The sequence below is a fragment of the Duganella hordei genome (assembly GCF_040369125.1).
In the GTDB taxonomy this organism is placed as follows: Bacteria; Pseudomonadota; Gammaproteobacteria; order Burkholderiales; family Burkholderiaceae_D; genus Rugamonas; species Rugamonas hordei.
Genome location: NZ_BPWI01000003.1, coordinates 48,690 through 64,122, shown reverse-complemented (window position 1 = coordinate 64,122; position 15,433 = coordinate 48,690). Strand labels below are relative to the sequence as shown.

General features: G+C 65.0%; 15 protein-coding genes. 11 read left to right on the top strand and 4 right to left on the bottom strand.

Going from position 1 to position 15,433, the window contains the following annotated elements; genetic code table 11:
* The first annotated feature begins 223 nt into the window (after window positions 1–223).
* Genes ABWW33_RS08355 through ABWW33_RS08345 form a run of 3 tightly spaced genes read left to right on the top strand, consistent with a single transcriptional unit; the run spans window position 224 to window position 1,856 of the window.
* Entirely contained in the window at window positions 224–745 is a 522-nt protein-coding gene (locus tag ABWW33_RS08355; protein WP_353401409.1) for a methylated-DNA--[protein]-cysteine S-methyltransferase, read from the top strand.
* A complete protein-coding gene (gene xerD, locus ABWW33_RS08350) occupies window positions 721–1,626 on the top strand; it encodes a site-specific tyrosine recombinase XerD (protein ID WP_176652568.1) in 906 nt (301 codons plus the stop codon). Before ABWW33_RS08355 ends, xerD begins: the two co-directional genes overlap by 25 nt.
* Before the next feature lie 53 nt (window positions 1,627–1,679).
* Window positions 1,680–1,856 carry a hypothetical protein gene (locus ABWW33_RS08345; RefSeq protein ID WP_176652569.1) on the top strand — a complete coding sequence of 59 codons (177 nt, stop codon included), beginning with the start codon at window positions 1,680–1,682 and terminating at the stop codon, window positions 1,854–1,856.
* Between the two features lie 46 nt (window positions 1,857–1,902).
* On the opposite strand, the gene ABWW33_RS08340 is transcribed toward ABWW33_RS08345, so the two are convergent.
* Window positions 1,903–5,040 (bottom strand): efflux RND transporter permease subunit, encoded by a 3,138-nt coding sequence (locus ABWW33_RS08340; RefSeq protein WP_353400798.1) that lies wholly within the window; start codon window positions 5,038–5,040, stop codon window positions 1,903–1,905.
* Window positions 5,041–5,042: 2 nt separating this feature from the next.
* Window positions 5,043–6,254, bottom strand: a complete 1,212-nt coding sequence (locus tag ABWW33_RS08335) for an efflux RND transporter periplasmic adaptor subunit (protein WP_353400796.1) — start codon at window positions 6,252–6,254, stop codon at window positions 5,043–5,045.
* A 240-nt stretch (window positions 6,255–6,494) separates the two neighbouring features.
* Between ABWW33_RS08335 and ABWW33_RS08330 the strand changes: the two genes are divergently transcribed.
* On the top strand, window positions 6,495–8,249 hold the full coding sequence (locus ABWW33_RS08330) for a putative bifunctional diguanylate cyclase/phosphodiesterase (RefSeq protein WP_353400794.1): 1,755 nt from the start codon (window positions 6,495–6,497) through the stop codon (window positions 8,247–8,249).
* 3 nt (window positions 8,250–8,252) lie between these two features.
* On the opposite strand, the gene ABWW33_RS08325 is transcribed toward ABWW33_RS08330, so the two are convergent.
* Window positions 8,253–9,251, bottom strand: a complete 999-nt coding sequence (locus tag ABWW33_RS08325; RefSeq protein ID WP_353400792.1) for an endonuclease/exonuclease/phosphatase family protein — start codon at window positions 9,249–9,251, stop codon at window positions 8,253–8,255.
* Between the two features lie 48 nt (window positions 9,252–9,299).
* Between ABWW33_RS08325 and ybaK the strand changes: the two genes are divergently transcribed.
* The 7 genes from ybaK to ABWW33_RS08290 all read left to right on the top strand — a co-directional run bounded on the left by ybaK (window position 9,300) and on the right by ABWW33_RS08290 (window position 14,512).
* On the top strand, window positions 9,300–9,791 hold the full coding sequence (ybaK, locus tag ABWW33_RS08320; protein WP_353400790.1) for a Cys-tRNA(Pro) deacylase: 492 nt from the start codon (window positions 9,300–9,302) through the stop codon (window positions 9,789–9,791).
* Between the two features lie 58 nt (window positions 9,792–9,849).
* On the top strand, window positions 9,850–10,491 hold the full coding sequence (gene plsY / locus ABWW33_RS08315; protein ID WP_176652574.1) for a glycerol-3-phosphate 1-O-acyltransferase PlsY: 642 nt from the start codon (window positions 9,850–9,852) through the stop codon (window positions 10,489–10,491).
* 78 nt (window positions 10,492–10,569) lie between these two features.
* Window positions 10,570–11,217, top strand: coding sequence for a DsbA family oxidoreductase (locus ABWW33_RS08310; protein WP_353400788.1), 648 nt, complete (start codon window positions 10,570–10,572; stop codon window positions 11,215–11,217).
* 136 nt (window positions 11,218–11,353) lie between these two features.
* Window positions 11,354–12,406, top strand: a complete 1,053-nt coding sequence (locus tag ABWW33_RS08305; protein ID WP_176652576.1) for a sensor domain-containing diguanylate cyclase — start codon at window positions 11,354–11,356, stop codon at window positions 12,404–12,406.
* A gap of 19 nt (window positions 12,407–12,425) precedes the next feature.
* Window positions 12,426–12,716 carry a DUF427 domain-containing protein gene (locus ABWW33_RS08300; protein ID WP_353400786.1) on the top strand — a complete coding sequence of 97 codons (291 nt, stop codon included), beginning with the start codon at window positions 12,426–12,428 and terminating at the stop codon, window positions 12,714–12,716.
* A 10-nt stretch (window positions 12,717–12,726) separates the two neighbouring features.
* On the top strand, window positions 12,727–13,278 hold the full coding sequence (locus tag ABWW33_RS08295; RefSeq protein ID WP_353400785.1) for an AAA family ATPase: 552 nt from the start codon (window positions 12,727–12,729) through the stop codon (window positions 13,276–13,278).
* A 4-nt stretch (window positions 13,279–13,282) separates the two neighbouring features.
* Window positions 13,283–14,512 (top strand): metal-dependent hydrolase, encoded by a 1,230-nt coding sequence (locus ABWW33_RS08290; RefSeq protein WP_353400783.1) that lies wholly within the window; start codon window positions 13,283–13,285, stop codon window positions 14,510–14,512.
* On the opposite strand, the gene ABWW33_RS08285 is transcribed toward ABWW33_RS08290, so the two are convergent.
* Window positions 14,509–15,372, bottom strand: coding sequence for an oxidoreductase (locus ABWW33_RS08285; protein WP_353400781.1), 864 nt, complete (start codon window positions 15,370–15,372; stop codon window positions 14,509–14,511). The genes ABWW33_RS08290 and ABWW33_RS08285 overlap by 4 nt on opposite strands.
* Window positions 15,373–15,433: the final 61 nt, after the last annotated feature.

Sequence of the window (15,433 nt, the reverse complement as noted above, 5' to 3'; positions counted from 1 at the left end):
GCTATAGCCCTTGCAAGCCGCCACAAGCGCGCTACGAGGACAGGCAAACGACCGGGAACGTGAAGCAGGATTTGAAAACGCACCGCGAGGTGCGTTTTTTTTTGGCCGGCGTTCTACAATGCTGGCCAAGGCACGGAATGTTGTGGTTTTTATGCTGTAGCGGGAATGCGACGGCATGGTGCATTTCGACAACTTTAGCTCTCTTTTGGTGCAAATCCCTGTGATGAAAATACAACAGCTGCATGAAATTTTTTCCGCCGTGGTAGCGTTCCCATTCGGGAAACTCGGTGTTCGTACGGAAAGTGGTCTGATAACTGAGCTGTGTTACCTGCCGCCCCATTTTGATGCGAAATCGCCACAGGACGCCATCGCCGAGCTGGTGATGGCGCAGATCGGGCGCTACTGCGCCGACGCCGATTTCAAGTTCGACCTGCCGCTCAAGCGCGCCGGCACCGCCTTCCAGCAATCCGTGTGGGACGCCATCAGCTCGATCCCGCGCGGCAGCGTGCGCACCTATGGCGAACTGGCCCGGTACATCGGTTCGGCGCCGCGCGCGGTTGGCCAGGCCTGCGGCGCCAACTGGTTTCCGGTGGTCGTGCCTTGCCACCGGGTGACCTCGGCCTCCGGCCTGGGCGGCTTCGCCAACAGCGACGACCCCAACGGCTACCTGCTGGGCATAAAGCGCTGGCTGCTGGCGCACGAAGGTTCCAAAGAATACGCATGGCAACAGACAACCTTGCTCTGATCGACGAGTTCTGCGACAGCCTGTGGCTGGAGGACGGCCTGTCGAAGAACACGCTGGAGGCCTACCGCCGCGACATGCGCCTGTTCGCCCGCTGGCTGGAAAAGATGCGGCCCGGCGTGGCCGGGCTGGCGGCCGCCGGCGCACACGACATCGAGGGCTACATCGCGGCCCGCCACGAGGACAGCAAGAAGGCCACCTCGTCCAACCGGCGGCTGTCGGTGATCAAGCGCTTCTACCAGATGCTGCTGCGCCAGCGCCGCATCACGGACGACCCCAGCCTGAAATTGGTATCTGCCAAACAGCCCCAGCGCTTCGTCCACACCTTGAGCGAAATTCAAGTGGAGGCGCTGCTGGCGGCGCCCGACGTGGCCACGCCGCTGGGCCTGCGCGAGCGCACCATGCTGGAGCTGATGTACGCCAGCGGCCTGCGCGTGTCGGAGCTGGTGGCGCTGAAGATGCTGGAGCTGAGTCTGAACGACGGCGTGCTGCGCATCACCGGCAAGGGCGCCAAGACGCGGCTGGTGCCGTTCGGCCAGCAGGCGCGGGTGTGGATCGAGCGCTACCTGAAGGAGGCGCGCGGCGTGATCCTCAACGGCCAGGTCGACGACGCGCTGTTCGTCACCGGACGCGGCGGGGCGATGACGCGGCAGATGTTCTGGGTGTTGATTAAAAAACATGCCTTGAAGGCAGGCATCACGGCGCCGCTGTCGCCGCACACCTTGCGCCACGCCTTCGCCACCCATTTATTGAATCACGGCGCCGACCTGCGGGTGGTACAGTTGCTGTTAGGGCACTCCGATATTTCCACCACCCAGATCTACACGCACGTCGCCCGTGAGCGCCTGAAGCATTTGCATGCGCAACATCATCCTCGTGGATGACCAACTTCGGTCATAATGTGACTTACGTAGTGCAATTCTGAAAGAGGTAGCAAATGGCAAAGACAAACTTCGCGTACGAAAAACGGCAGCGTGAGTTGGAAAAGAAGAAAAAAGCGGAAGAGAAAGCCCGGCGCAAGGCCGAGCTGAAGCAGAATCCCGGGCTGGCTGAGCCTGGTGAGCTGGACGACGACGGCGAGGAAGCCGGCGACGCCGCTCCTGCCGAGGAATAAAAAAACCGGGCTGCCAGCCCGGTTTGTGTTTGTTTGTGTTTTTAGCTTAAGCCACTTCGGCTTCCTGCTTTACCTGATGCAGGTGTTCGCCGTCATCCTTGTGTTCATCCTCATGCTTGCCCTTGAAGAAGCGCGCGCAGCGTTTGCCCAGGCTGTCCAGGTAGGTGTAGGCCACCGGCACCACCACCAAGGTCAGCAGGGTTGAGGTCAGCACGCCGCCGATCACCGCGCGGCCCATCGGCGCCTGCGTCTCGCCACCGTCGCCCATGCCGATCGCCATCGGCAGCATGCCGAACACCATGGCCAGCGTGGTCATCAGGATGGGACGCAGCCGCACCTGGCCGGCGCACATCAGCGCTTCCAGCTGGCTCATGCCTTCCTTCTGCGCATGGTTGGTGAAGTCCACCAGCAGGATCGCGTTCTTGGTCACCAGGCCCATCAGCATGATGAAGCCGATCACCGAGAAGATGTTCAAGGTGGTGCCCGTGACCAGCAGCGCCACCAGCACGCCGATCAGCGACAACGGCAGCGACATCATGATCGCCACCGGCTGCAGGAAGCTGCCGAACTGCGACGCCAGCACCAGGTAGATGAAGATCACGGCGATGCCCAGCGCGATCATGGCCGAGCCCATGCTCTCTTCCATGTCCTGCGCGTTGCCGCCGACGTCGAAGCGCACGCCGGCCGGCAGCTCGATTTCCTTCATGGCCTTCTTGACGTCGCTGTCGACGTCGCCGCCGGGACGGCCTTCGACGCCCGCGTACACGGCCACGCGGCGCTGCAGGGCCTGGCGCTTGAGCACCTGCGGGCTGAACGCCGGCACGAACTCGACCACCTGGCGCAGCGGCACCATGACCGGACGGCCGTCCGGTCCCAGCTTGCTCGACGCCAGCGACAGGTCGGCCAGGTCGGCCACCTTCTGCCGGCCGGACTTCGGCAGCTGCACGTTGACGTCGTAGTTCTGGCCGTCCGCGGCCAGGAAGTGCGAGGTCGTGTCGCCCGCCACGAACGGACGCAGCGCGGCGCCGATCTGCTGCGTGGTCAGGCCCAGGTCGCTGGCCAGCTCGTTGTTGATCTTGATGTTGGTGGACGGGTTGGCGCCCTCCTGGCTGTATTCCATGTCGGCGATGCCTTTGATCTTGCGCATCTTGTCCATCAGGCGGTGGGCCACGTCGTCCAGCTTGGCCTCGTCGGTGCCCAGGATGGCGATGAAGATGGGCTTCCAGCCCACCGTCAGCGTGATGCCGGCGATCTTGCCCAGGCGCGCGCGGATCGCCGTTTCCATTTCCTTCTGCGAGCGGCGCTTGTGCAGCTTGCGGTCCAGCAGCTTCATGTCGATCTGCGCCGTGTTGCGGCCGTCCTGCGTGCCCACCACCGCGATGACGTTGGCGATTTCCGGGAAGGCCTTGAGCGCGTCCTCGACCTGGTGCACCTTGTTGTCGGTGTATTCCAGGCTGGAGCCGACCGGGGTCTTGATCAGCAGGTTGACCCAGCCGCTATCCTGGTCGGGCATCATCTCGCCGCCTATCATCGGCACCAGCAGCAGCGAACCGGCGAACAGCGAGAAGGCCAGGGCCAGCGTCAGCTTCTTCCAGCGCAGCGCCAGCGCCAGCACCTTGCCGTACACCTTGTGCAGCGCTTCGACGCCGCCTTCCAGCCAGTGCATGAAGCGGCCCAGCCACGGCACGTACTTGAAGCGGTCCTGCACCGGATCCGGCCACACCGACGACAGCATCGGGTCGAGCGTGAAGCTGACGAACAGCGACACCAGCACCGCCACCGCCACCGTCACGCCGAACTGCAGGAAGAAGCGGCCGATGATGCCCTGCATGAAGGCCACCGGCACGAACACGGCGACGATGGCGAAGGTGGTGGCCATGACGGCCAGGCCGATTTCGTTGGTGCCGTCCTCGGCCGCCTTGTGGTGATTCTTCCCCATGCCCAGGTGGCGCACGATGTTCTCGCGCACCACGATGGCGTCGTCGATCAGCAGGCCGATGCACAGCGACAGCGCCATCAGAGTCATGAAGTTGAGCGTGAAGCCGAAGGCCTTCATGGCGATGAAGCTGGCCATCACCGCGATCGGCAAGGTCAGGCCGGTGATGATGGTCGAGCGCCACGAGTGCAGGAAGAAGAACACGATGATCATGGTCAGCACCGCGCCTTCGATGATGGTCTCCTTGACGTTGTCGAGCTGGCTTTGCACCTTGAGCGATTCATCGTTCAGCACTTCGACCTTGATGTCGGAGGACAGCGTCTTCTGCAGGTCCGCCGCCACTTTCTGAATGCGCTTGCCCACTTCGACCACGTTGGCGTCCTGCACCTTGATGATGTCCAGCGTGACCGAGCGCTGGCCGTTGATGCGCGAGATCGACAGCTCTTCCTGCGCGCCGTCCTCCACCGTGGCGACCTGCTCCAGATAGACCGGGCCGTTGGCGCGGCGCGCCACGATGATCTTGTTGAAGTCGCGCGGGTCCTTCATCTTGCCTTCGACCCGCACCAGGCGCTCGCTGGCGCCGTAGCTGATGGAGCCGGCCGGCAGGTTGGCGTTGGTGTTCTGGATCGCGGCCAGCACTTCGTCGACGCCGACCGCCTGCGCGTTCAGGTCGTTGGGACGCAGGTTGATCAGGATCTGGCGCGCCGTCATGCCGTTGATGCGCACCTGGCCGACGCCGGCCACGCCCTGGAAGCGCTTGGCGATGACCTGGTCGGCCAGGGTCGACATGTCGCGCACCGAGGTGTTGGTGGCGGTGATGCCGATCTGCGCCATCGGGCGCGCGTTCTCGCCTTCGAAGCGGACGATGAACGGGTCCTTGGCCTCGCGCGGGAAGCGCGGCCGCACCTGCGCCACCTTGTCGCGGATGTCCTGCATCGCGCGGTCCATATTGGTGGTCAGCTCGAACTCGATGTAGACGCCGGCGCGGCCTTCCCACGAATTGGCGCGCAGGTTCTTGATGCCGCTGACGGTGTTGACCGCTTCCTCGATCGGGCGGGTGATGTCGTTCTCCACCGCTTCCGGCGAGGCGCCCGGATACTGCACCTCGATGGCCGCGCCGGGGATGTCGATGTTGGGCATGGCTTCCAGGCCCAGTCCCTTGTACGAGAACAGGCCCAGCACCATCAGCGCCACCATCACCATGGTGGCGAAGACCGGATTACGGATACTGATTTTGGTAATCCACATGATCAGCCTTTCGCTGGTTCAGCTGCTTTGGCCTGTTCGGCCGTGGGCGCGCCGCCCGCGCCGGCAGGCAGCTTGACGGAGGCGCCGGGCTTGAGGCTGTCCAGCCGCGAGACGATGACGTTGGCGCCGGCCTGCAGGCCTTCCACCACTTCGGCGTAGCCCTCGTCCTCGTTGCGCAGGCCCAGCTTGACCGGCTGCGCGACCAGCTTGCCCTGTTCGACCTTGTAGACGATCTGCTTGTTCTTGTCCGCGTGCACGGCGGCCAGCGGCACGATGGGCGCGACGGCCGACCGGTCGGTGACGATGCTGCCCTTGGCGAACATGCCGGCACGCAGCGCGCTGTCCTCGTTCCTGACCGAGATGTAGACCAGCATCGCGCGCGAGCCCGCTTCGGTGGCCGGATTGATGCGCGCCACCTTGCCGTGGAAATCGCGCTGCTGGAAGCCGTCGACCTTGAACTTGACGTCCTGGCCCACCTTGACGCGGGGGATTTCCGACGCCGGCACCTGTGCCTCCAGGGTCAGCTCGGACAGGTTGACGATGCTGTAGACCGGCATGTCCGGCGCCAGCTTCTCGCCCGCCTGCACGTGGCGCTTGCTGACCACGCCGCTGATCGGCGCCTTGATGATGCCGTCGTTCAGCGCCAGGCGGGCGATCTCCACCATCGCGGCGGTGGACTTGACGTTGGCGCGCGCCAGGTCGACGGCGTTCTGCGTGGTGTCGTAGGCGGTCTGCGCGATGAATTTCTGCTTGAGCAGGGCCTGGCTGTTGGCTTCGTTCTTCAGCGCCAGCGACAGCTTGGCCTGCGCCTCGTCCAGCATGGCCTGCTGTTGCTGCAGGCGCGCGCGCAGGTCGGCCTGGTCGATGCGGGCCAGCACCTGGCCGGCGCTGACGGCCATGCCTTCCTGTACCGTGGTGACCTCCACCACGCCCGAGATCTTGGACTTGATGGTGGCCGAACTCAGGGGCGCCAGCGAGCCGGATAAGGGCAAGCTGACCGCCAATGACCGGGCATCGATGGCCGCGACGTCGCCGCTGGCCAGTTCGAAGACTTCCTGTTTCTTCTTGTCGTCCTTGCCGGCCTGCGCGGCGGCCGGCGGCGCGGCCTTCTTCGCCTGCATCACGGTCCAGCCGCCGCCGGCGAGGGCGATGACGATCAGGGCCGCGGCCGGCTTGCGCCAGCGCTTGCTGCGGACGACGGGCTGTGGGGACATGGGCAAGGTTTCAAGTTTCATATCGTTCTTCTGGTCTAGGGTTGCCGCAGCGGGGATTGCGCATGTTGGCACTTTATGAAAATGCAAGGCCGGCGGCCACCGGAATGCGACGGGCGGTCAGAAAACACGGCTGAACTGCAGAAAAACGGGATCAAGCGCGTTTGCGCAAGGTCAATGGTCGATTCCTGAGGGCGGCAAGAATGAATGAGGCCTGAAAAGGCGTACGCCAGAGAGGGCCAAGTGGACGAACAGGATGACGGTGCGGAAGAGGGCGCGGAGAGGACTGCAATCGATTTCCGCGCATTGTACGAAAAGACCGGCGATGCGATGCTGCTGTTGCAAAACGGGCGCATCGGCGGGGCCAACCCGGCGGCGCTGGCGCTGTTCGAGTGCGACCGGGTGGCGCGGCTGTTCGGCCTTGGGCTTGCCGATTTGTCACCATTGCAGCAGGCCGAGGGCGTGCTGTCGGAGCGGGCGCTGGCCGAGTTGATGGCCGCCGCCCGGCGCGACGGCAACTGCCGCTTCGAATGGTACTGCGTCGGCTGCAACGGCGGCCCGTTCTGGGCCGAGGTGCTGCTGACGGCCCTCGCGCCGGACCTGGTGGTGGCGACCATGCACGATATTTCCGCCCGCAAGCAGGACCAGCTGGCGCTGTCGCTGGCCCTGCTGAGCGACGTGGGCGAGCGCCGCCGTTCCGAGGAGCGCACCCGCCACCTGGCCGAGCACGATTTCCTCACCGACCTGCCCAACCGCGTGCTGCTGCTTGACCGGCTCAGCCTGGCGCTGGCGACGGCGCGCCGCAAGCGCACCCGGCTGGCGATCCTGTTCCTCGATCTCGACCGCTTCAAGAACATCAACGACACGCTGGGCCACCACGTGGGCGACATGCTGCTGCAGGAAGTGGCGGCGCGGCTGGTGCGCTGCGTGCGCAGCGTCGACACCGTCAGCCGCCAGGGGGGCGACGAATTCGTCATCATCCTGTCCGAGCTGGGCGGCGTCGACCAGGCGGCCCACGTGGCGGCCTCGGTGCTCAACGCGATCAGCCAGGAGTTCGTGCTGGAGCCGCACCGGCTGCATGTCAGCACCTCGATCGGCGTCAGCATCTATCCCGACGACGGCGCCGACATCGACACGCTGATACGCAACGCCGACCTGGCGATGTACCACGCCAAGGAAAGCGGCCGCAACGGCTTCCAGTTCTTCAGTCCCGAGATGAACGCGCAGATCGTCGAGCGGGTGGCCTTCGAGAACGAACTGCGGCGCGCGCTGCGCGAGCAGCAGTTCGTGCTGGAATACGAGGCGCAGATCGACATCGCCAGCGCGCGCCCGCTGGCGGCCGAGGCGCTGATACGCTGGCGCCACCCGACCCTGGGCCTGCTGCGCCCCGAGCGCTTCATCGGCGTGGCCGAGGATTGCGGCCTGATGGTGCCGATCGGGCGCTGGGTGCTGGAGCAGGCCTGCCTGCAGGCCCGGCGCTGGCACGACGCCGGCCATGCGCTGACGGTGGCGGTCAACCTGTCGCAGACGCAGTTCCTGCAAAAGAACCTGGCCGACAGCGTGCGCGAGGCGCTGGAATTGTCCGGGCTGGCGCCGCAGTGGCTGGAGCTGGAGCTGACCGAGGCCGTCATCATGAAGCACAGCGCCAGCGCGCCGGCCACCTTGCAGGCCTTGCGGGAGCTGGGCGTGCGGCTGGCGATCGACGATTTCGGCACCGGCTACACGCGCGTCGGCCATCTGCGCGAATACCCGTTCGACAAGCTGAAGATAGACCAGACCTTCATCGATGGCATCCCCGATGGCGACGGCGCGGCGCCGGCCGTCACGACCATCATTGCGATGGCGCGCAGCCTGGGTCTGACGGTGTTGGCAGAGGGGGTGGAGACGCAGGCGCAGCTGCATTTCCTGCGGCGGCACGGCTGCGACCAGTACCAGGGGCACTATGCGCGGCAGGACGGCCAGCTCGACGGCCTCAACGGCCTGCTGGACGGCGCATGACGATTACATCGCCGCCGCCAAGTCGCGCGCGCCGTACAGGCGCAGGCGCACCAGCACCTGGCCGTGGTCCGACGCTTCCGGCTTGTGCTGCAGCAGGTGGTCGTTCAGATAGGTCACGTCCAGCACTTCGCCCACCGCGTAGCGCGAGGCCGGATTGAATTCCTCCGAGACCAGCACGTGGTCGATGGTCATGTAGTGGCCCTCGTGGATGTTGGTGTAGCCGATGTGGCGCAAGGTGTCGCGGCCCTGCTGGATCTGGTTGCAGTCGAACATGCGGCCGCTCAGTTCCTCGCCCGGCAGGCCGGCCGCGCCGGAGCCCATGACGATGGCGGTGGTGACGGCATCGGCCGTGTCGTTGAAGTCGCCGAGCACGATGCGCGGGCGGCGGGCCTGGTCCTCCAGCCTGCTCAGCAGCGCGCGCAGCGCCACCGCCTCGGTGCCGCGCCGTATCAGCGAGCGCAGGTTGGCTTGCGCGTACTGCATCGGATCGGCGAAGTCGTCGCCGCTGCGGTAGTCGGGGCGCTTGGATTTGAGGTGGATGACGATGACGTCGGCGATGCGCCGGTCCGGCAGCACCACCTGCGCATGCAGCGGCGCGCGGGCGAAGCGGCCGGCGTCGCGGCTGCCGGCGGGCAGCGCCACGCCGTCGGGGAAGTCGGTGTAGACGGCGGCCGGCACGGCCAGCGGCAGGCGCGAGACCAGCGCCACCTGCGGCATCAGGCGCGGCGCGCCGGTGTCCGGATCGGGGGCGGCATCGAAGCCGGCCAGCGCGGCCTCGCGGTAGCGGCGGCTGCGCGCCAGCACGTCGCGCAGCGCGTCCATCGAGAAGATCTCCTGCAGGCCGATCACGTCGGCGTCGAGCTGGTCCAGCTGCTGCGCGGTCCAGGCGACTTTCGCTTCGTATTCCGCCGGGGTCAGCGGCGGCAGATTGTCGTACAATTTCGCCCCAGGTTGGGAAAGATTGCAAACATTGAAAGTGGCAAAGCGAATTTCCTGCTGCATAATGGGCAACTCCCGGAATCAACAGACTTCATCAACAGCGTATCACGCATGGCCAAAAAAGAGCACATCTCCGAAACCCCCGCAACGCAAATGCTGCGCAAGCACAAGGTGGCCTTTACGGAGCACCCCTACGACTACGAAGAACACGGCGGCACCACGGTGTCCGCGCGCGAACTGGGCGTCGACGAACATCACGTGGTCAAGACCCTGGTGATGCAGGACGACGCCGCCAAACCTTTAATTGTGCTGATGCACGGCGATTGCAAGGTCTCCACCAAGAACCTGGCGCGCGGCATCGGCTGCAAGGCCGTCGAACCGTGCAAGCCGGAGGTGGCGCAGCGCCACAGCGGCTACATGATAGGCGGCACCTCGCCGTTCGGCACCAAGAAAGCCATGCCGGTGTATGTCGAGGATAGCATCCTTGCGCTGGAAACGATTTATATCAATGGTGGCAGGCGCGGTTACCTGGTCGGCATCGCGCCGCGGGTGCTGGTCGATTTATTGCAGGCCAAGCCGGTGCATTGCGCTCTGGCCGACTGAGCGCCGGCAGTGTATATTCACCCTCCCGCAGGGGAATTGATACGACTTTGAGGAAATAATGAATACAGTTTGGATGACCGTCGCCGCCTACCTGATCGGCTCGATCTCATTTGCCGTCGTCATGAGCAAGGTGTTCGGCATCGCCGATCCGCGCACGTACGGCTCGAAAAACCCCGGCGCCACCAATGTGTTGCGCAGCGGAAATAAAGGCGCGGCCGTCATGACCCTGATCGGCGACGGCGCCAAGGGCTGGCTGGCGGTGTGGCTGGCGATACGCTACCAGCAGCAGCTGCAGATCGGCGACGCCACCATCGCGCTGGTGGCGATCGCCGTGTTCCTGGGCCATCTGTGGCCGGTGTTCTTCCGCTTTGTCGGCGGCAAGGGCGTGGCGACGGCGCTGGGCGTGCTGCTGGGCCTGAATCCCTGGCTGGGCCTGGCGACCCTGGTGACCTGGCTGGTGGTGGCGTTCGCCTTCCGCTACTCGTCGCTGGCGGCGCTGGTGGCGGCGCTGTTCGCGCCGTTTTACTACGGCCTGCTGTTCGGCCTCGAGCCGCAGCTGCTGGCCGTGTTCGTCATGAGCGCACTGTTGGCTTTCCGTCACAGCAAGAACATTTCGAACCTGATCGCCGGCAAGGAAAGCCGCATCGGCAGCAAGAGCAAGGACGCCGCCCAGGCTGCGCCGAAAAGCAAAAAAAAGTAGTTTCGTCCCCTGTGCCCGGCGCTTGATTTTGCGCCGGGTGTCGCCATATGCTGGAAATTACTTTAGCAAAGGCGCGCCATGACCACTCCCCTGAAAATCGATTTCGTCTCCGACGTTTCCTGCCCGTGGTGCGCCATCGGCCTCAAGTCGCTGGAAAAAGCGCTGGACAATATCGGCGACGACGCGGCGGTGAGCTTGCACTTCCAGCCTTTCGAACTGAATCCCAACATGGGCCCCGAGGGTCAGGACATCGGCGAGCACCTGACCGAAAAATACGGCTCTTCCGCGGCGCAGCAGGAACAGGCGCGCGAGATGATACGGGCCCGCGGCGCCGAAGTCGGCTTCGATTTCGCGATGGGCAAGCGTGACCGCATCTACAACACCTTCGACGCGCACCGGCTGCTTCATTGGGCGGACCTGGAGGGCAAGCAGAGGGAGTTGAAGGAGGCGCTGTTCTCCGCCTACTTCACGCAGGGCGAGGATCCCAGTTCGCACGACGTGCTGCTGCGCGTGGCCGGCCAGGTCGGCCTGGACACCGGCGTGGCCGGCGAGGTGCTGCAGTCGAACCAGTACGCCGACGAGGTGCGCGAGCGCGAGCAATTCTTCCAGCGCCACGGCATCAACTCGGTGCCGGCCGTGATCATCAACGAGCGCCACCTGATCTCGGGCGGCCAGCCGGCCGCCGTGTTCGAAAAAGCGCTGCGCGAGATTATGGCGCAGGCTTAAAAAATGCGGTCGCGGGCGGGGGCAAGTGCTCCCGCCATCCCTGTTTTGCGATAAACTGACCGGGTAGCACCACAGTTCGGACCCGCAGCATCGCGGGGACCCTAAAAAAGATCGCCGTCGCTACACAGGGAGGCCTATGCTGGCCGCAGAAAAAGTACATACACTTTCCACCGCCCGGCCGCAGGCCGACCAGTTCCGGCTGGCCGCGCTGCACCGTTACCATATCCTCGACACCCCCGCCTGCGAAGACTTCAGCTTTCTCACCGAGCTGGCCGCCAAGGTGTGCGAAGTTCCCTACGCTTTCATTTCGCTGGTCGACGCCGAGCGGGTGTGGATCAAGTCCTGCACCGGCATGCAGCTGGGCGAGCTGCCGCGCGGCGACAGCTACTGTTCGCTGGCCGTGCTGGGCCAGGCCGTCACCGAAATTCCCGACCTGACGCAGGACCACCGCACCGCCCACATGGCGATGACTGTCGGCGAGCCGCACATGCGCATGTACAGCAGCGTGGCGCTGACCTCGTCGGACGGCCATGCCATCGGCACCTTGTGCGTGATGGACACCAAGCCGGGCGGCTTGAGCGAGGCGCAGCGGGTCATGCTGGTCAAGCTGGCGCGCCAGGTGATGGCGCTGATCGAATTGCGCTCGAATGAAAAAGCGCTGGAGTCGACGGTGCGCGAGCTGGAGCAGCTGGCCACCACCGACGAGCTGACCGGCCTGCACAACCGCCGCTCGCTGCTGCACAAGCTGAAGTTCGAGACGGCGCGCTCCAGGCGTTTCCGCTCGCCGCTGTCGGCGGTGATGATCGACCTCGATCACTTCAAGCGCATCAACGACGAATACGGCCACGCGGTCGGCGACCAGGTGCTGGCCAACGTCGGCCGCCTGCTGCGCGAGAGCGTGCGCGTGATCGACGTGCCGGGCCGCTACGGCGGCGAGGAGCTGTGCGTGATCCTGCCGAATACGCCGCTCGAAGGCGCCGTCAAGTTTGCCGAGACCTTGCGCGGCAAGATCGAGGCGCAACTGCATTATGCCGGCCCGCGCCTGCTGCCGGTCACGGCCAGCATTGGCGTGGGCGCGTTCGACCATATGGAAATCGCGGACGCCGAAAGCCTGCTGCGCCAGGCCGACGCCGCGCTGTACCGCGCCAAGCATGCCGGCCGCAATCGCGTGGAGTGCGGCCCCGTCTGACCAAGAGAGGGAGTACCTGATGCCTACAGCAACCTGGAACGGCGTCGTCATCGCGCAGGCAAGCGATGACGAAGTCGAGATCGTCGAGAACAATGTGTACTTCCCGCCGGCCAGCGTCAAGACGGAATACCTGCAGCCCAGCGCGCACACGTCGCGCTGCCCGTGGAAGGGCCTGGCCAGCTACTACAGCCTGAACGTCAACGGCAAGGTCAACGAGAACGCCGCCTGGTACTACCCGGAACCGTCCGAGAAGGCCAGCCAGATCAAGGATCACGTGTCCTTCTGGCGCGGCGTGGACGTGCAGCGCTAGCCGCCAGGCGATGGGCTTACAGGCCAAGCCGTATCTGCAAAGGATCACGGCGCTGTTCGGCGACGATGTCGACTGGGAACGCCATCCGTATAGCGTGCCGGCGGTGCGCAACCTGGAATCGATCAGCTTTCATCCGGATGTGACGTTCTTCATCGGCGAAAACGGCGCCGGCAAATCGACCGTGCTGGAATCGATCGCGCTGGCGCTGGGCTTCAGCATGGAGGGCGGCACCAAGGGCGTGCAGCTCAACACCGCGCGGGAGTATGCGCCACTGCACAAGGCGCTCAAGCTGTCCAAGAGTTTTCGCACGCCGCGCGATGGCTATTTCTTCCGCGCCGAGAGCTTCCATAACGTCGCCACCTACATGGACGAGATGGGCTACCTGCAAGGCTATGGCGGCCGCTCGCCGATCCTGCTGGCTTATCCCAACGCGAAGATCCTGCTGTTCGACGGCACCGGCATTTCCGAAGTGGCCTACGAAGACACCGAACACTACTCCGTCACGCGCGACTTCCTGAATCACTACCCGCGGCGGCTGGAGCAGCTGCTCACACCTGAATAGGTACATGGACAATATCACCCACAGCATCATCGGTTTCGGCGTTGGAGAAGTAGTGCATCGCAGTCTGCCCGACGAGGCGGACACTCAGTCGCAGCGGGTGCGGCATCGGCTACTGCTGGTGTCGTGTACGCTGGCCAGTAATTTTCCCGATCTCGATCTGTTCCTTGGCAAGCTGTTGCCCGATCCGCTGGGCTATCTGCTTTATCATCGCGGCCACACGCATACGGCCTTGATGGCGTTGCCGCAGGCCTTGCTGCTGGCAGCCTTGTTGTGGTTATGCTGGCCCTCAGCGCGGGCGCTGCTCAGGGCCAGCATGCCGGCGCGCTGGGGGCTGGCGGCCAGCATAGTCGCCGGCCTGGCGCTGCACCTGCTGCTGGACTTTACCAATTCCTACGGCGTCCATCCGTGGTATCCGTTCGACGGAAGATGGCTCTACGGCGACATGGTGTTCATTGTCGAACCGCTGTTCTGGGTGGCGTTCGGCGTGCCGATGGCGCTCGTCATGCGCTGGCGTTTCGCGCGCATGGCGGGACTGGCGGGTTTGCTGGCGGTGCTGGTGGCGTTTGCCGTCAAGGGGTACCTGGGGTGGACGTCGTTTGCTGCGCTGCTGTTGATTGGCGCGCTGTGCGGCGCGGCGCAGTGGCGTGCAGGCACGCGCGGCCGCGCGGGATTGCTGCTGGCGCTGGGCGTCGGTCTTGGTCTCATCGCGGTACAGGGCGTGGCTTCGCACGCGGGACGGCAGCAGATCACGGCGGCGTTGCAGGGCATCGATCCTGCATCGCGCGTGCTCGATGTGGCGATGACGGCGTTTCCGTCGCAGCCTCTGTGCTGGTCCTTTGTCAGCGTGGAGAGCAATGAGGCGCAGGGCAGTTACCGCTTGCGGCGCGGCGTGGCCAGCATCATGCCGGCGTGGCTGGCACCGCTGGCTTGTCCGGCCGGGCTGGTGGAACAGCTGCCGTCGCAAGCGTTGTCGCCCGGCGTACTGCAATTCGCCACAGCGTCGGCGGGCTTGCAGGCGCTGCGCCTGCTGAAGCAATCCAACTGCCAGGTCGACGCGTGGCTGCGGTTTGGCCGCGCGCCCTTGCTGGCATTGGCCTCCGGCGAATTGTCGGATTACCGCTTCGCCGCCACGCCGCGCGGGAATTTCACGACGCTGCATTTTTCGCAGGCCTTGAAATGTCCCGACGGCGTGCCCGGCTGGGGCTATCCGCGAGCGGACCTGCTGTCGCCTTAAGCGGCCTGCTTGAGCGGAGCCGCGTGGTCGGTCGATACCGCGAGCTCCAGCCATTGCGCCATCTCGGTTTCGACGAACAGGTTCTTGGCGCGCACGCGTTCCACCGTGTCGGAACCGAGTTGCAGGCGCACCGGCGGCTTTTCGCTGTCGGCCAGTTGCAGCAGTGCGCCGGCCAGCTTGAGCGGATCGCCCGGCTGCTGGTGGTTGGCGCCTTCGGCAAAGTCGCGCATCGCGCCGACGGTGGCGGCGTAGTCGGCGATGCGGTCGCGGGTGGCCACCAGCGACGACGCGTCAAGGAAGTCGGTGCGGAAGAATCCCGGCTCGACCACCGTGACGTTGATGCCCAGCGGCGCCAGTTCCATCGACATCGCTTCGCTCAGGCCTTCGACGGCGAACTTGGTCGAGCTGTACACGCCCCAGCCGGCGTAGGCCGAGTAGCCGCCGACCGACGAGATGTTCATGACATGGCCGCTGCCTTGCTTGCGCATCACCGGCAGCACCGCGCGGGTGACGTTGAGCAGGCCGAAGACGTTGGTCTCGTACAGCGCGCGGATTTCCTCGCCGTTGGCTTCCTCCACCGCGCCCAGCAGGCCGTAGCCGGCGTTGTTGACCAGCACGTCGATGCGGCCGAAGCGGGCCACCGCCTGCTGGGCGGCGGTGATGGCCTGGGCTTCCAGCTTCACATCCAGGCGCACGGCCAGCAGATTCGGATGCTCGCCCAGGGCGGCGATGACGGTTTGCGGATCGCGGGCGGTGGCGACCACGAAATCGCCCCGTTCCAGCGCCTTTTTCGCCGTCAGCAGGCCGAAGCCGCGGGATGCGCCGGTGATGAACCATACTTTTTGTGCAGTGGCAGTCATGATCGTTTCCTTCAGGTTGGGTGAGTTGGTAGAGGCCAGTGTAGGTCGTCGTTACCTGCTA

Excerpts from the sequence above, each read along its gene's own strand:
- ABWW33_RS08355 (WP_353401409.1), top strand. The coding sequence starts at position 224 with ATGAAAATACAACAGCTGCATGAAATTTTTTCCGCCGTGGTAGCGTTC.
- xerD (WP_176652568.1), top strand. The coding sequence starts at position 721 with ATGGCAACAGACAACCTTGCTCTGATCGACGAGTTCTGCGACAGCCTG.
- ABWW33_RS08345 (WP_176652569.1), top strand. The coding sequence starts at position 1,680 with ATGGCAAAGACAAACTTCGCGTACGAAAAACGGCAGCGTGAGTTGGAA.
- ABWW33_RS08340 (WP_353400798.1), bottom strand. The coding sequence starts at position 5,040 with ATGTGGATTACCAAAATCAGTATCCGTAATCCGGTCTTCGCCACCATG.
- ABWW33_RS08335 (WP_353400796.1), bottom strand. The coding sequence starts at position 6,254 with ATGTCCCCACAGCCCGTCGTCCGCAGCAAGCGCTGGCGCAAGCCGGCC.
- ABWW33_RS08325 (WP_353400792.1), bottom strand. The coding sequence starts at position 9,251 with ATGCAGCAGGAAATTCGCTTTGCCACTTTCAATGTTTGCAATCTTTCC.
- ybaK (WP_353400790.1), top strand. The coding sequence starts at position 9,300 with ATGGCCAAAAAAGAGCACATCTCCGAAACCCCCGCAACGCAAATGCTG.
- plsY (WP_176652574.1), top strand. The coding sequence starts at position 9,850 with ATGAATACAGTTTGGATGACCGTCGCCGCCTACCTGATCGGCTCGATC.
- ABWW33_RS08310 (WP_353400788.1), top strand. The coding sequence starts at position 10,570 with ATGACCACTCCCCTGAAAATCGATTTCGTCTCCGACGTTTCCTGCCCG.
- ABWW33_RS08305 (WP_176652576.1), top strand. The coding sequence starts at position 11,354 with ATGCTGGCCGCAGAAAAAGTACATACACTTTCCACCGCCCGGCCGCAG.
- ABWW33_RS08300 (WP_353400786.1), top strand. The coding sequence starts at position 12,426 with ATGCCTACAGCAACCTGGAACGGCGTCGTCATCGCGCAGGCAAGCGAT.
- ABWW33_RS08295 (WP_353400785.1), top strand. The coding sequence starts at position 12,727 with ATGGGCTTACAGGCCAAGCCGTATCTGCAAAGGATCACGGCGCTGTTC.
- ABWW33_RS08290 (WP_353400783.1), top strand. The coding sequence starts at position 13,283 with ATGGACAATATCACCCACAGCATCATCGGTTTCGGCGTTGGAGAAGTA.
- ABWW33_RS08285 (WP_353400781.1), bottom strand. The coding sequence starts at position 15,372 with ATGACTGCCACTGCACAAAAAGTATGGTTCATCACCGGCGCATCCCGC.